We start from the raw sequence: 14,106 nt of genomic DNA, 5'->3' as shown, positions 1-14,106 counted from the left end.
TATATGAAAATATATTTTCATTGAGATTCAAGGCTTTGCCAAGGCTTGGCTGGTAAGCCAACATTAAGTGCAATTTCCTGAAATGCATAAATTATAGGCGTATTGCCTATGACGTGGGCTGTGCCCACGTCGTCATCGCCACTGTCGGATCAAAGGCGGGGCGGAGAAGCGCCGCGTCTGTTCGGCATCCTATTTAGCGGCACGGGCCATTTTTCTGGCGGGGAAATGCGTTCACGCGCAGCGCAGACTAAAGTTCATCCAGCAGATCATGCGCCACTTCGATGGCGGAGAGCCTTTTGCGGCCAGGCTTGCCCGAGAGTTCGACCACACGGGTAGCCAGCACATGGCAATAGGCCAACACCGCTGCGTGGTTGAACAGCGGGCCGGGCGCAGGCGTCTGGCACTGGACATGCCAATCGACGTCACTGCGGCGCTCCAGCGACTCGTCGCTGATCAAAAGGATTTTCGCCTTTGAGCGCACGACCTGTTTCAACAGGGCCCCGAAGGAGGCCGTGCGACGCTTGAGGCCGAACAGGATCAGGACGTCGCCGGCTTCGATACTCGTCAGATATTCCGCCAGTGTCTCGCCGGGACCGGGAAAAAGGTAGACTTGGTCGATCGCCTGCAGCGTCTGCCAGCGCAAATAGCTGGCAAAGGGCTGTCCGGTCCGAAAGCCGGTGATCCAGACCCGCCTCGCCTCAATCATCGCGGTAGCGACGGCATCGATCTCCGGCATGGAGATGGTCGCGAAGGTGCGATTGAGGTTGGCCTGCGCCTGTTCCAGATGCGAAGCGAGCCTCTGATCGGGCGTGTCCGCATTCGTGGCTCCGAGAAAGATGGCGGCGCCACCCTCCTTCTCTGCCCGCACGCGGCGGCGCGCATCGTCGTAGTTGACGTATCCCAGGCGCTGGATGAAGCGGGAGATGGTCGCATTGGAGACATTGGCCAGCCGCGCCAACTCCGAGGCCGAATAGCTGGCAATCTCGCCCGGAAATGTCAGTACGAACTCGGCAAGTCGCCGCTCGGCAGGATGCATGTCCGCAAGCTGGTTGCGCACCCTGGTGAGGAAGGCAGGGTTGTTTTCCGGCGACATGGCTTTTCCTACAATCGTTCTTTTTTGCGCGATCTCGACGTGAAAATATTGTCCGCTTCTCGACGACGATGCAACCAAATTCGCCAGCAATGCGATCTTGGTCCCCATATGCCTCCACTGCCCGGTTCCTGGTCGCCGACAGTGTCGCCTGAAGGACCGAAATGAGGGTGTCACTCGGCGTAGGGGTTCGACGCCGATTGGAACTATAAGTATTTGTAATCGTTGAAGTGAACGGGGTTCCGACACCATGCTTATTGACACGCCTCACACGCATGAGCCCCCCGCTCGGGCTACGGCCCTCCCGGGAGGCTCATGCGTGTGCCAAAGTGGCCGACTTTTGCAGGTTTATAATGCTCCGCCATTTGCCTTTCATGTCCATTCCGATCACTGGCTTACATTTCACTCTGGAGAGATGGTTGACACCTTCACCTCCAGATTGGGGCGTTCCGACAGGAGCCTCCCCGATCCGTAGTCCGTCCGCTCATAGGCGCGGGCCTCCAAGCGTGAAGCCGCCATCCACCACGATGTCTTGCCCCGAGACAAACCGTGCATCCTCAGACAGAAGCCATGCGACTGTTCCCGTCACATCTTCCGGTGTTCCGTTTCGGCGAAGGGGAGTGTGGGCGGCAAGTCGGGCCGAAAACGCTGGATCGAGCACCTCATCGGCCATCGGCGTCAGGATGATTCCGGGGCTTACGCTATTGACCCGAATGTTTCTCGATCCTTGCTCCATCGCGAGCGTGTGCATCATGGCGATGAGCGCGCCCTTGCTGGCCGCATAGGCACCAGCGCCGGGCATAACGCTGTTCACGGTCCATGAGGCGTTGATGACGATTGCGCCGCCTTCGAGATAGGGCAGGCAATGCTTGAGGCTGAGGAACGTCCCCAGCATGTTCGTGGCGACCAGTTCCTTGAAATTCGCTACCTCTGTTTCGACGAGCGGTTTGAACGCGCCCAGAACACCTGCATTGGCGAACAAGCCGTCGATGCGGCCGTTCGTGTCAATCGCCTGCTGAACCATGGCGCGGACAGCCGTCTCGCTGCCTATGTCGCAAGCGATGGCCAAGGCCGATCCGCCATCGGCAATGATCTCACCAGCCAACTGCTCAAGAGGTTCTGATCGTCGCCCAACGAGAACGCTTCGCGCGCCCTCCTTTGACAGGCGGATCGCCGTTGCGCGCCCCATACCTGTTCCCGCACCTGTGATAACGATTGTTTTTCCGGCAAACCGCGCGAGCGTCATGTCCAACTCCTTTGAAGATTTCATCGCAGGTGTTGTAATTGCAAATAATTTTAGTGATAATACGCCAAAAAAAGAGAATATTTTAAAGGATAACTATTGAATGGATCTTGTGCGCTGCATGCAGGCGTTCGTTACAACGGTGCAGGCTGGCTCCATGAGCGCTGCATCGGTGGCTCTTGGACAATCGCCCGCGATGGTTGGGCAGCACATTGCAGCTCTGGAAGAGCGCCTTGGCACCCGGCTCCTAAACCGAACAACACGCCGCCAGAGCCTGACGGATTTTGGTTCCAGCTACTTTGAGCAATGCCGCGACATCCTTGACAGGATCGCGCTTGCCGAAGAAGCGGCCGAGTTGCAGCGGACACGGATTCAAGGCCGGTTGCGCATCACCGCGCCCACGACGTTTGGCGCGGAAGCCTTGATGCCAGCGCTCTCCGGCTATCGAACTGCTGCGCCGGACGTCGAACTCGACATCATCTTGACCGATCGGAACGTCGATCTCGTCGAGGAAGGCTTTGATGTTGCGTTCCGCATCGGCACGATGTCGGACAACAGCATGATCGCGAGACCGCTAACGCCCTATCGCATGGTGATCTGCGCCGCACCGGGCTACCTCGCGGATAAGGGCACGCCCTCGCATCCAAGCGAACTGGACGGTCACGAGGCCATCGCCTTCACGCCCTCGGCGCGTTCGCCCTGGCGGTTCACGCGAGGCGAGGAAGATGTACGGGTCACGCCGACCCGAATGATCACGGTGAACAGCGGCCAGGCGGTTCGTGTTGCGGCGTGTGCCGGGCTCGGTATCATCATGCAGCCGGAAATCTTGTTGAAACGCGATATAGAAGCAGGCTTCCTCGCCCGGCTTTTCCCAGATTGGGGTCTTGGCGAGCGCCCCATGTGGCTGCTTTATTATCGCGATCGACGTATGACGCCTCGACTGCGTAGCTTTATTTCCTTTGCTGTTGCGACTTTCGGCCGCGACGGCGAACTTGTCGCTCAATAGCTCTGCAGCAACGCCACAGCGCCGTAGATTTTCCGGAGACCGTCTCTCATTGACGGCGCTGCGAAACGGAGAATATTGCTTCCCACATATTAAGCAGGGCCACGGAGGGCTATGGCGTAAACGTAGTTCTCCGGTTCGTCGTTCTCGGCCCGCCAGCCCCGCCGATTGCCGCCTACAATAGTCTATGCGCCGCCGATTACCACAATGCTGACGGCGAGGGAGGCGGCCGAACAATACCGCCGATATCACGCCCTCGCGACAAGCGGAATGGCTAACGCGATCCGCTCGAAGATATGATTTCCTGTCTTAGCTATCGCTGCGCGGCTTCGCTGACGCGACCCATTCAGTATGTTCGTTGAACAGATCACACGCCGTCTTCTGGCCAGCTTCGGTCAATGCGATGGCGATTTTGCGCCGGTCGTCGAGACCACCGCGCCGGGCTATGAACCCGTCCCGTTCAAGGCCATCGAGAAGCCCGGTGATTGTCGCCCGCGTCACGCCCGCACGTTCAGCTAGTTCATGCGGCGACAGCCCATCGGACTTGTCGTGCAGGAGGAACAGCAGAACGAATTTGCCTTCGGAAAGGCGATGCCGCGCTAGCCGGACGGCACAATCGCGATCGATTGCGTCAGTCAAAGCCAACAGTTCGAAACACGCGCGCGTGTTGTCCGTAGGCGCGATAGCCCGACGTTCGGCTTCCTCCAGCATCGCCATGTGTTTTTGCTCAAGCATTCTTATCATAAGGCGCCATATAGTATGTCGCCTAACTATTTTCATTCATTTTGGTGGACTATAGCGCAGACGTAGCTCTCTGTTTCATCGGTCTCGGCCCAGCAAGCGCATCTAGATTTATTATTCTGAGTCGCCGCCTTCGGAGAATTGCCGCAGTGCCTGCGGATCGATGACGGTGATTGATCGATAAGTGGAGTTCACCCAGCCGGCTGCAGCGAAACGCTGCATTGCCATGTTGACCTGCTGCCGTGAAGCATTCGCCATGACGCCAAGGTCACCTTGAGACAACGGGATTGGCATATCGCCGAGCCAACCGGCCCGCTCAAGCACGGACGCGATTCTGCAGCCCACATTGCGCTTTTGTAAGTCGTGAATAATCCGAATAAGAATATCAACGGTGAACGCGGTGTTCATTCCGATCGCCCGCGATACGCCAGCATCGCGAGCCGCCATCTGGTCCAGAGCGTCGAGCGGCACATGCATCATCAAGGCACCGCCAAGGGCCTTCAACTCGACCCTGCGTGGCTGGCCGGTCAAGAAGGGACCTTCGCCCGTCCATGTGCCCGGCATTCCGAGATGGACCAAACGAGGGGTTGCGTCGGGTGGCGCCGAATTGATGGTAAGGGAGCCGGTGACAAGCCCGTACATCCCCCCGGCCGGATGACCATACCGGTAGACTATCTGACCGGGAGCAAACTTCTGCAAATGCGCACGGCGCATTAGTTCTGTCCGGAAAGGCGCGGTCATATTCGCGAGCCAGGGACCCTGGCTCATGACTTGCACTGCCTTTTCTCGCGTCAAATCCAACATGGTTCCTCCCCATTGTCAAAATCCGGACAAAACGTCTTTCGCCAACCGGATACAAAGCAGACAAGCACATGCACGCCTTTCACGGTCCAAAAACAGCTACCGGGATGCCCGATCGATGGTATGCTAATACAATTTTTTACAGATTGTCCGGATTCGGACTGTCTTGTGCCGTCGAATGTGAAAAGTAGTCTCGTCGGTGATTATTTTCAGGATGGCTTCACAAGCGTCGATTGCTGAGAAGAGGTAAAACTCTTTGAATGGCAACACAATGTTCCAGACGGGAAATGGTTGTGCTGTCATCAAGCTTCGTGAGGCCTTCCGGCGAATTTTCTCCGAGCCAGATCTGAGAAATGGACTGGGGGATGTAATGAGTGCTGAAATCCGGAGGCCCTCTCCCTTTGCAAATATCAAATACAGCGGCGGTGTATTGGCGCTTGTTTTTGCTTTTCCACCGCTCGTCACTTTCTGTGGCGGCAATGCCTCTGCTCAAGAAACGTCTGATGATCTTTCGCAGAAGCTGGCCAATCTGTTCGCGAGCCTGATAAGCGTCCCGATCCCAAACAACTTCGATTTCGGCGCTGGCGCCGAAGGGGATGGTTTCGCCGACACATTGAATATCCAGCCCGTCATTTCGTTCGAATTGAATGAGACCTGGAATCTGATCACACGTACCATTATTCCCGTCGGCTACCGCGACTATCTGCCCGGCAGCGATGTCAACGGCCTGGGGACATCAATGCCAGCTTCTTCTCTTCGCCCAAGGATCCGGGACCTGGTGGAGTGATCTGGGGTGCCGGGCCTGTCGTTCTGCTGCCGACCGCCACGGACGATTCCCTGGGGGATGGCAAACCCGGCCCTGGCCCAACGGCTGTCGGCCTTGTGCAAAAGGGTCCTTGGACGATTGGAGCGTTGGCCAACCACATCTGGTCGGTCGCGGGTCCGGAGAGCCGACCCGATGTCAGCGTCAGCCTGCTGCAACCCTTCGCATCCTACAATTTCGGTGGCGGAACGTCGGTGTCCCTGAGTGTCGACGCCAACTACGACTGGAACAACGAAAGTGGACCGTTCCGATCAATGTCGGCGTCTCCCAGGTCTTCACCGTGGGGTCTCAAGACATGAGCTTTCAGATTGGAGGACGCTATTACGCCGATGCACCGACGGGCGGCCCGGAATGGGGATTGCAAACCACGCTCACACTCCTGTTTCCGCAATGGGTGCGAAACCGGATCCAGATTCTTACCTGATGACAGAGGGACTAGTCGATGAAAGCCTATGTAATATTGGCGGCGGTGTTATTCGGTGTTGCTGCGGGTTCTTCTGTCAACGCTGCCGACCTTCAGCAGCCATTCATCGTCCCTGAAGCCAAACCGGCCGAGAGTGACGGCTGGACCTTTGCGGCGAGCCCCTATTTCTGGGGCGCCGGTATCTCAGGCGATATCGGCCAGTTCGGTCTGCCCGCGGTTCATCTGGAATCCGATTTCGGCGACATCTTGAAGGATCTCGACTTCGGGTTCATGGCGGTTGGCGAAGCACGCCACGATCGGTTCAGCGTCTTCGGCGACGTCATCTACACCAAGGTGTCGTCTGGGGCGGCCACACCGCTGGGCATTGCTGCTGGACGGGTCGATGCCACGTCGGAGACATTCGCCGGACTGGTCGGCGCGGGGTATGCCGTCTTCCAGGATGGCCGCAGCAACATCGACGTCGTGGTCGGCGCGCGCATCTGGCACGCGAGCACGGAGCTCTCGTTTTCCGGCGGCCTTCTGGACGGGGTTTCAGGTCGTGACGGCGCCACATGGGTGGATGCCATGGCCGGTTTTCGCGGACGGTATTTCCTGACCGACAGCCTCTATCTCAGCGCTTGGGGACTGATCGGCGCCGGGCAGGCCGATCTCGACTGGGATCTCGCCGCCGGTGTCGGCTACGAGTTCAACGACAGGATCTCCGCAGTGGCCGGTTATCGTGCACTCGGCGTCGACTACAGCAACGACGACTTTGTCTTCGACGTGGTGCAGCAGGGGCCGATCCTTGGCCTTGTCCTAAGCTTCTGACCATTCGTCGGCCAGCCTGCGTCTTTATAAATTCAACTTTGGAGGACTTCCATGCTTCTTGCTAGATTAAACTTCTCGACAATTGCGGCGGCGGCGCTGCTTGCTGCCTTGCCTGCCGCCGCCGATCCAATCCTCGTCAATAGCGACAACTTCGTCCGCGCAGAGAGCGACCTTTACTTTTCCGGCATCGCCGCCAATGGCGGCTTCGGCAAGTTCGACCATACGCGCGAAATGGCACCGCTTGACAAGCAGACAGTCATTCGCCTGAACCGGGATACTCTCTATTCCTCGGCCGTCTTCGATCTGGATGCGGGGCCGGTGACTATTACCGTGCCGGATACCGGCAGCCGGTTCGTGTCGCTCCTTGTGATCGATGAGGACCACTACGCCCATGGTGTATATTACGGGGCTGGTTCATATACCTTGACGCGCAAGGACATAGGGACCCGTTATGTCGTGGCGGCCTTCCGTTTTTTTGCCGATCCCAACAACGCCGAAGACATGAAGAAGGTTCATGCGCTCCAGGATGCGGTTACGGTCAGGCAGGCAGCAGAGGGTAGTTTCGAGATTCCCGAGTGGGACGGCAAAAGCCGGGACAAGACCCGCCGCGCGCTCCTGGATCTCGGCGCTTTGCTCCCGGACACCGCGAAGATGTTCGGATCGCGCGACGAGGTAGATCCGGTCCGGCATCTGATTGGAGCAGCACTTGGATGGGGAGGAAATCCTGACAAGGAAGCGCTCTATCTCAACGTGACGCCGGAAAAGAACGATGGCAAGAACGTTTATCGGCTGACCGCGAAGGATGTTCCGGTCAAGGATTTTTGGTCGGTCACGGTCTACAACACGGACGGCTTCTTCACGCCGAACGAGTTGAATGCCTACTCGCTGAACAATGTGACCGCGCAGAAGAGCGCGGATGGCTCGATCACGATCCAGTTCGGAGGCTGCGACGGCAAGATCGCCAACTGCCTGCCGACGCCCGAGGGCTGGAACTACATGGTCCGTCTGTATCGGCCCGAGACGCAAATTCTCGATGGAAGCTGGAGATTCCCCGTTGCCGAGGAAGTGAAATGAAGCGTCGCACGTTTCTTGCAGGCACCACCGCATTGATAGTGCTGCCGTCAGTTCCGGTTTTCGCGCAGGAAGACATCAAGGCTGTCGCCCGCGAAGCTTACATCTACACCTATCCGATGGTGAAGAACTACCTCACCATGTATCAATACGCACTGGAGCCGGGCGGCAGCCAATATAAGGGGCCGCTCAACACTCTGGTCAGCATCGCCAGGGTATACACGCCTGAAGATACGGCAATCATCACGCCGAATTCCGACACGCCCTATTCCTTCATCGTCTTCGATCTGAGGGCGGAGCCCGTCGTTGTGACAATGCCGCCAATCGAGAAGAACCGCTATTATTCGCTGCAATTGATCGACCTCTACACCAACAATGTCGACTATCCGGGAACGCGAGTTGACGGCAATGGAGGCGGCGACTTCCTGATTACCGGCCCGGGCTGGAAGGGCGAGGTGCCGAAGGGCATCAAGCGGGTGATCGAAATGCCCACTACGCTCGCCATTGGCATCGTCAGGACGCAGCTCTTCTCGTCCGACGATCTCGGCAAGGTGAAGGAGATCCAGGCTGGCTACAAGGCACAATTGCTTTCCGGCTATGCCGGTACGCCGGCCCCCGATGCTCCGCCGTCGATCGACTGGATGCCGATCTCTGACGAGTTGATGGTCACGAATTACTGGTCGCTTGCAGCCTTCCTGCTGCAATTCGCCCCATCTTATCCGGGTGATGAGGCGCAGCGGGAAAACCTCGCCAAGCTCGATATCCGGGAAGGTGTAACGTGGCCTGGGGCGGATCTTTCATCCGAAACTGTGGCGCTGATGAAAGAGGTGCCGGTCGCAACGGAAAAGGAGATACGCGACGAGGCTGCCCGGCTGACGGATTCGTCCAAAATATTCGGTACGCCTGAATTCATGAAGGGCCAATACATGACACGCGCCGCGGCGGCGCAAGGCGGAATCTATGGCAATACCGTGCAGGAGGCGCTTTATGTCATCTATGCCTTCGATGCACAAAAGGTGCTACTTGACGGTAAGACAGGAAAATACACCCTGACCTTCACCCCGGAGAGGCTTCCACCGGTCGATGCCTTCTGGTCGCTGACCATGTATGACAGGCCCAAACAACTCCTTGTCGCCAACCCCATCGACCGTTACTTGATCAACTCGGCGATGCTTGCTGACCTCAAGAAAAACGACAAGGGCGAGATCGTTCTCTACCTGCAGCATGAAAGCCCAGGACCGGAACTGGAATCGAACTGGCTGCCAGCCCCCGCCGAAATCTTCTATGTGGTCAAGAGGCTCTATCTGCCGAGGGCGGAGGCGCTCGACGGACGCTGGGCGCCGCCGCCGATCGAAGCTCTTCCGTGACATCCAATTTTGGCCGTTCGCCCGCACCTCAACTTTGGAGGGCTATTGCGGTTCGAAACATGCCACGACGCGGGTTTCATGCTATCGGTGGATTTCATCTGTAACCGACTGTCGGCGAGGCGTGCGCGAGTCAGTACCGTTCAAAGCCCTCGAACCTTGCAGGGGGCTTTCCTGCTATTGATTGAAGAGGAGCGAGTTTCTATATAATAACCATTATATAGAAAAGCCGCCGCTATGCAGAGTGTGAAGATTACGACGGTTGGCGCATCGTCCGGCGTCATTCTCACCAAGGAAATAATGGCGCATCTGAAGGTTAAGAAGGGAGATACGCTCTATCTGACCGAAACAGCAGATGGAGGCTATCGCCTTACGCCTTATAATCCGGAATTCGTGCGCCAGATGGAAATCGCCGACCAAATTATGCATGACGACCGCGAGGTATTGCTTTCAAGGATTTCGGCATATCTTTCAGCTCCAGTTTGAGACAGCCTTGTTTCTTCGACATGGAAAAGCCGCTTTTTCGTCATATTTCTTGACCGTTGGGCGCAAATGCCGGACTTTGCACCGATGACCTCACCAAGCTCGATTTTCAGGCAGCACATCGCGCGTCTCGCCGAAATTCCGACGCTTTTCAAAGCGACGGCGCTTCCACTGCACTGGGATCGCGACGAGCCGGGCGTTTTTGATGCTCGCAGGCAACTGGAGATCCGGCAGTTTCTTTACACGTTTCTGCCTGATTTCGGCCTTCCCGGCGCTGTCTTCGACGCTGGCGGCTGCAAGGTTTTGAGTGTCGATGAAACCGAAAAACTGCCAGAGAAGCTGGCGCTGCCTGAAAGCAATGACGACGGCGTCGCCTTTCGCGCATGCAATGGCAGACTGGTTGTGCTGTTCAATTTGAGGCGCTATTGGCCCGCTGCGCCGGATGGTGCGCTGTGGCTGGCGCTCGAACTCGAGCGCGCCTTTGTCGAAGAGTTGATCGTCACTTCGGGCGCAGGCCTTACCAACAGTGAATACCAACTGCTTGCCTGCCTGCTGGCTGGCCTTGACCTGAAGGAAGCGGCCGTAGCGCTCAATACCTCTTATGATACCAAGCGCAAGCAGTTGCAGGTCATCTTCCAGAAATTCGACGTCGCCAGTCAGGCGGCGCTCACACGTACGCTCTCCATCCGTCTGCTGGGGTATTTCACCGAGGCATTCGGGCGCAGGTCGCCGGCCAGTCCGGAGCGGGCGTTGCTCAGGCGGCATTATGGCCGCGATGTTCTCGTTCACTCGGTGGCGCTGGAAAACGGCACGGAACTGCCGGTCTGGGAATTTGGCGACCGGAAAGGAAAGCCCTGCCTTTATTTCCACAGCCTGCTTTCTCCGACCGTGCTCTGCGACGACAAGATAAGGATTCTCAACCGCAACGGGCTGCGCTGGCTGGTTGTGCCGCGTTTTTTTTCTCCCGGAGCGTCAGGCGCCGACCCTTCGCGCTTTCTGGAAACCCAGACCGAAGCCGTCGCGGAATATATCAGCCACTTCGTTGGCGGCCCGGTGACATGCGTGGCGACAAACTCCGGCATCTCTTGGGCGGTCCATTTCGCGGCGCGTTTTCCCGAACTGACCGATTGCCTGATGCTTGCCGGCGTGCCCTATCCGCCCTCCATGGCTTCAGGGTCCACAAATCGCGGGCTTCAGAGTGCACTCACAAATGTCTCGCGAAAAAACCCGCACGTTCTCGCCGCTCTTGTCAGGGCCTATGCGGCCATTGCGCGTAAACCCGAGCTTGCCGGGCGCGCCTATCGCCACGGCTATCGCGAATCGCCTGCCGACCTTGCGGTGATAGAACGCTATCTCGAAACCGGGTGGGCGCTGGACTGGCTGTCCCTGATTGCCGAGCGTTCAACGACAAGCATCGTGGCCGATCTGACCATTAATCAGCGCGATTGGGCCGCGCAGGCAAAAAAGCTCCCGGTGCCAGTGTCGCTTCTGCAGGGGGGGCAGGACAAAATGTGTCCTCCCGAAGTCGCTTCCGAGCTGGCAACACAGATAGCCGCGCCCCTTGCCGTCGTACCGGACGCCGGCCACCTTCTCGTCGCCAGCCATTTTGAACTTCTGGCCGCACATTTGCGCGACGCCCCATCGGAACGGTGCGCGGAAGTCAAAACTTCGGACGAGGGAACCGGCGAAAAGCAAGCCTGCACCTCTGGCGTTTGATCCCTGTCGCCAATGCGTATCGCAATAACTTCGGAACAACATCACAACAACGGATAGCCGCTTACCAAATGATAATTTGGTAAGCCAACCGTTTCACCCCCCAAATGGGGGGCGCGCTTCCGATATCATCGCTTTACCCTGTCAACGCGAAGCGCTGTTAATGCGCGATTTGAAAGCGAATTGGAGTTAGGGGTAATGAACAAGATCTTTCTGGCTGCTCTGGCTGGCACCGCAATGATCGCGGTGGCTGGATGCAGCAGCACGTCCGGAAACAATTCCTCGGGGGACCAGGGCACTGGCGGCGGCGGCTCGCAGGGAGGCGAACCCTCCGGACCCAGCGGCGGTGACGGCGAATATACTTTCGGCGGAACCACTGCTCAACTGAGGGATGGCTCCGTCACCACGGTTGCCGATACGACCGGTGACTATACCGAAGATGACAATGGCAACATCTCCGTCAGCTTCACATCCGGCCCCTATGACGGCCAGAGCCTGTCCTTCAGCGAGGTCGGCAGCACTGCCGATCTGGACGGCCAGACGGCTACACTGGAAGCGTTCCTCGGCTCCGACAATGACGCGAGCACATCGGGGGCGCTCTACATCTCCGTTGACGGTGAAAGTGGCGAGGGGAACGGCGACTTCATCGCTCTTTACAGCGGCGATACCATATCCGATCTGCCGCAGGAAGGCACCGGCACCTACCGGGGCGACTATTTCGGCGAAGCGCAGAATGGCGCGACCGGCGGCCTGGTTTCCGGCTCCAGCGAAATTGCTGTCGACTTTCAAAGCGGCGCGGTTTCAGGCGATTTCAGTGGCCTGACCATCTATGATGGCGATGACGCAATCGGAGCGATGGACGATGTCGGTTTTGCCGGTACGCTCGACAAGAACAGCGCCGCCTATGTGGCTGACAGCGTGACGATCGGCGGCGATGCGGCCGGCGAAGGTTCCATTGTCAAGGGCTCGCTCTTTGGCGGCGGCGCGAGTTCGACGGCCGGCAGTGTGGCCGCCTTCGACAATGCCGACAATCCGACCAAGGCAACCATCGGCGTGTTCCAGGCGAATCGGGCAGACTGAGACTGATGGCCAATCGCCGATTTGAGCCGCGCGCCGGAAACCCGGCGCGCGGCCTGGGTCAGGGGTTGAAACGCATACGGCGCGTCTGCCTGTTTGTGTTCACCCTTGGGTTCTTCATGATAAGCGCCCCGCAATGGGTCTTCGCAAAAAAGTCCACCGTCACCGGCTTTGACGCGGTACGCGTTCTGGTTGAATACGGCCAGTATGAAAATGCGATGGCGCTGGCGGAAAGCTTCGCCACTGACGAAAAGGGCAAGACGCTCGCCGCCGCCTTCACGCAGGCGCTCATACTGGAACAACAGGGCCGGTTGCCGGAAGCGGCAAGCGCTCTTCGTGCCATCCTTTCGCAGAACCCCGAGGCCCGCAATGTCCGGCGTGAGCTGGCCAGCGTTCTCTACCAACAGGGCGAGGGCAACGCGTCGCTGCATCACTTCGAACTTCTGGCCGGCAGCGCCAACAGCGCCGATGAGCGCGCGTTCTACGAGCGCCTTGCCGCCAAGGCCCGCACGATCCGTCCCTGGTCGCTTGGCGGCTACATCTCCATCGCGCCCAGCACCAACATCACCGAAGCCCCCGACGCCGATCTCGTCTATATCGGCGGCATTCCCATACTGCCTGCCGAAAAGAAGAGCGGCATCGGCTATGGCTATGGGCTGAACGGATCATACCGGTTCGACCTCGATGAAGTCTCATCGATCACGATAGGCGGCGGGGTCAACGGCGACTGGTATCGCGATACCAGCTTCAACACGAGTTACTTCGACAGTTTCGTCGACTATCGCCGGGAAATCGGAGACTGGACGGTGACCGGAGGCCTTGTCGGCCAGTATGTGATGAAGGGCGAAGAGCCTTATCGCTGGTCGCTCGGCCCGGCTTTCTCGCTGCGGCACAATATGGGCCGAAAGGGGGTCACAACGCTGCGCGGCATGTGGCGCAAGCTCGATTACCATGACCGCGATGAACTTGACGGCAGCGAAACCGTGCTGGGGATCAGTCATCTCTATGCCATCTCATCCGCGAGCTCGGTGCGTTTCGGCGGCAATATCGGCTATGTCGATGCCGCGAACGACACCAACAGCTATGTCCGCCTTTCCCTGAACGCGCAGTATTTCCGGGAATGGAGTTTCGGCGCGATTTCCGATATTTCGATTTTCGCGGACGATCGCAAATATCAGGACATAACCTATCTGGCCGGCGAAAAACGCTCCGATCAGCGTATCCAGGCATCGCTCGGCATCACGCTGCGCAATCTGGCGATCCAGGGCTTCGCCCCACGCATCGAATACGCCTACACCCAGAACTTCTCGAATGTCGATGTCTATGATTTTTCGAAGAACACGCTTTCAACCTATCTGACGAAGAAATTCTGAGTGAGAGCGGTGGTGCGAAATTAGACCACGGTAGCGGCGGGATTGACCCGCTGCGAGCGGCGTAAATGAGGCCCTGTTCAAACCGAGCCACTT

General features: G+C 58.1%; 12 protein-coding genes and 1 pseudogene. 9 read left to right on the top strand and 4 right to left on the bottom strand.

Annotated elements, in window-relative coordinates; genetic code table 11:
* Positions 1 to 247: 247 nt before the first annotated feature.
* Both HQ843_RS00665 and HQ843_RS00660 read right to left on the bottom strand, forming a co-directional pair.
* The gene (locus tag HQ843_RS00665; protein ID WP_180902006.1) at positions 248 to 1,093 is read right to left on the bottom strand and encodes a MurR/RpiR family transcriptional regulator; all 846 of its coding nucleotides are present in this window, start codon (positions 1,091 to 1,093) and stop codon (positions 248 to 250) included.
* A gap of 481 nt (positions 1,094 to 1,574) precedes the next feature.
* Positions 1,575 to 2,336, bottom strand: a complete 762-nt coding sequence (locus tag HQ843_RS00660; protein WP_180900291.1) for an SDR family NAD(P)-dependent oxidoreductase — start codon at positions 2,334 to 2,336, stop codon at positions 1,575 to 1,577.
* Between the two features lie 100 nt (positions 2,337 to 2,436).
* Between HQ843_RS00660 and HQ843_RS00655 the strand changes: the two genes are divergently transcribed.
* Positions 2,437 to 3,339 (top strand): LysR family transcriptional regulator, encoded by a 903-nt coding sequence (locus tag HQ843_RS00655; protein WP_180900292.1) that lies wholly within the window; start codon positions 2,437 to 2,439, stop codon positions 3,337 to 3,339.
* A 330-nt stretch (positions 3,340 to 3,669) separates the two neighbouring features.
* On the opposite strand, the pseudogene HQ843_RS00650 reads toward HQ843_RS00655, so the two are convergent.
* Positions 3,670 to 4,077, bottom strand: a pseudogene (locus tag HQ843_RS00650) (MarR family winged helix-turn-helix transcriptional regulator); the annotation flags it as partial.
* A gap of 114 nt (positions 4,078 to 4,191) precedes the next feature.
* Positions 4,192 to 4,881, bottom strand: a complete 690-nt coding sequence (locus tag HQ843_RS00645; protein ID WP_180900294.1) for a Crp/Fnr family transcriptional regulator — start codon at positions 4,879 to 4,881, stop codon at positions 4,192 to 4,194.
* 253 nt (positions 4,882 to 5,134) lie between these two features.
* On the opposite strand from HQ843_RS00645, the gene HQ843_RS29915 reads away from it, so the two are divergent.
* The 8 genes from HQ843_RS29915 (at position 5,135) to HQ843_RS00605 (ending at position 14,013) form a co-directional block, all read left to right on the top strand.
* Positions 5,135 to 5,665: a hypothetical protein gene (locus HQ843_RS29915; protein ID WP_371822096.1), complete on the top strand. Its 531-nt coding sequence runs from the start codon at positions 5,135 to 5,137 to the stop codon at positions 5,663 to 5,665.
* Positions 5,666 to 6,143: 478 nt separating this feature from the next.
* Positions 6,144 to 6,932 carry a hypothetical protein gene (locus HQ843_RS00635; RefSeq protein WP_180900295.1) on the top strand — a complete coding sequence of 263 codons (789 nt, stop codon included), beginning with the start codon at positions 6,144 to 6,146 and terminating at the stop codon, positions 6,930 to 6,932.
* Between the two features lie 51 nt (positions 6,933 to 6,983).
* Complete coding sequence (locus HQ843_RS00630; RefSeq protein WP_180900296.1) at positions 6,984 to 8,006, top strand: DUF1214 domain-containing protein; 1,023 nt, start codon at positions 6,984 to 6,986, stop codon at positions 8,004 to 8,006.
* Positions 8,003 to 9,370 (top strand): DUF1254 domain-containing protein, encoded by a 1,368-nt coding sequence (locus tag HQ843_RS00625; RefSeq protein WP_180903370.1) that lies wholly within the window; start codon positions 8,003 to 8,005, stop codon positions 9,368 to 9,370. The genes HQ843_RS00630 and HQ843_RS00625 overlap by 4 nt, the downstream gene beginning before the upstream one ends.
* Before the next feature lie 234 nt (positions 9,371 to 9,604).
* On the top strand, positions 9,605 to 9,853 hold the full coding sequence (locus HQ843_RS00620) for an AbrB/MazE/SpoVT family DNA-binding domain-containing protein (RefSeq protein ID WP_180900297.1): 249 nt from the start codon (positions 9,605 to 9,607) through the stop codon (positions 9,851 to 9,853).
* 66 nt (positions 9,854 to 9,919) lie between these two features.
* Complete coding sequence (locus HQ843_RS00615; RefSeq protein ID WP_180903368.1) at positions 9,920 to 11,566, top strand: alpha/beta hydrolase; 1,647 nt, start codon at positions 9,920 to 9,922, stop codon at positions 11,564 to 11,566.
* Between the two features lie 195 nt (positions 11,567 to 11,761).
* Positions 11,762 to 12,643: a HupA family protein gene (locus HQ843_RS00610; protein WP_180900300.1), complete on the top strand. Its 882-nt coding sequence runs from the start codon at positions 11,762 to 11,764 to the stop codon at positions 12,641 to 12,643.
* A gap of 5 nt (positions 12,644 to 12,648) precedes the next feature.
* Positions 12,649 to 14,013, top strand: coding sequence for a surface lipoprotein assembly modifier (locus HQ843_RS00605; protein ID WP_180900301.1), 1,365 nt, complete (start codon positions 12,649 to 12,651; stop codon positions 14,011 to 14,013).
* The last annotated feature ends 93 nt before the right edge of the window (positions 14,014 to 14,106 follow it).

Source organism: Martelella sp. NC20, from assembly GCF_013459645.1.
In the GTDB taxonomy this organism is placed as follows: Bacteria; Pseudomonadota; Alphaproteobacteria; order Rhizobiales; family Rhizobiaceae; genus Martelella.
The sequence above is the reverse complement of the archived record's forward strand: the minus strand, read 5'-3'. Positions and strand labels throughout refer to the sequence as shown.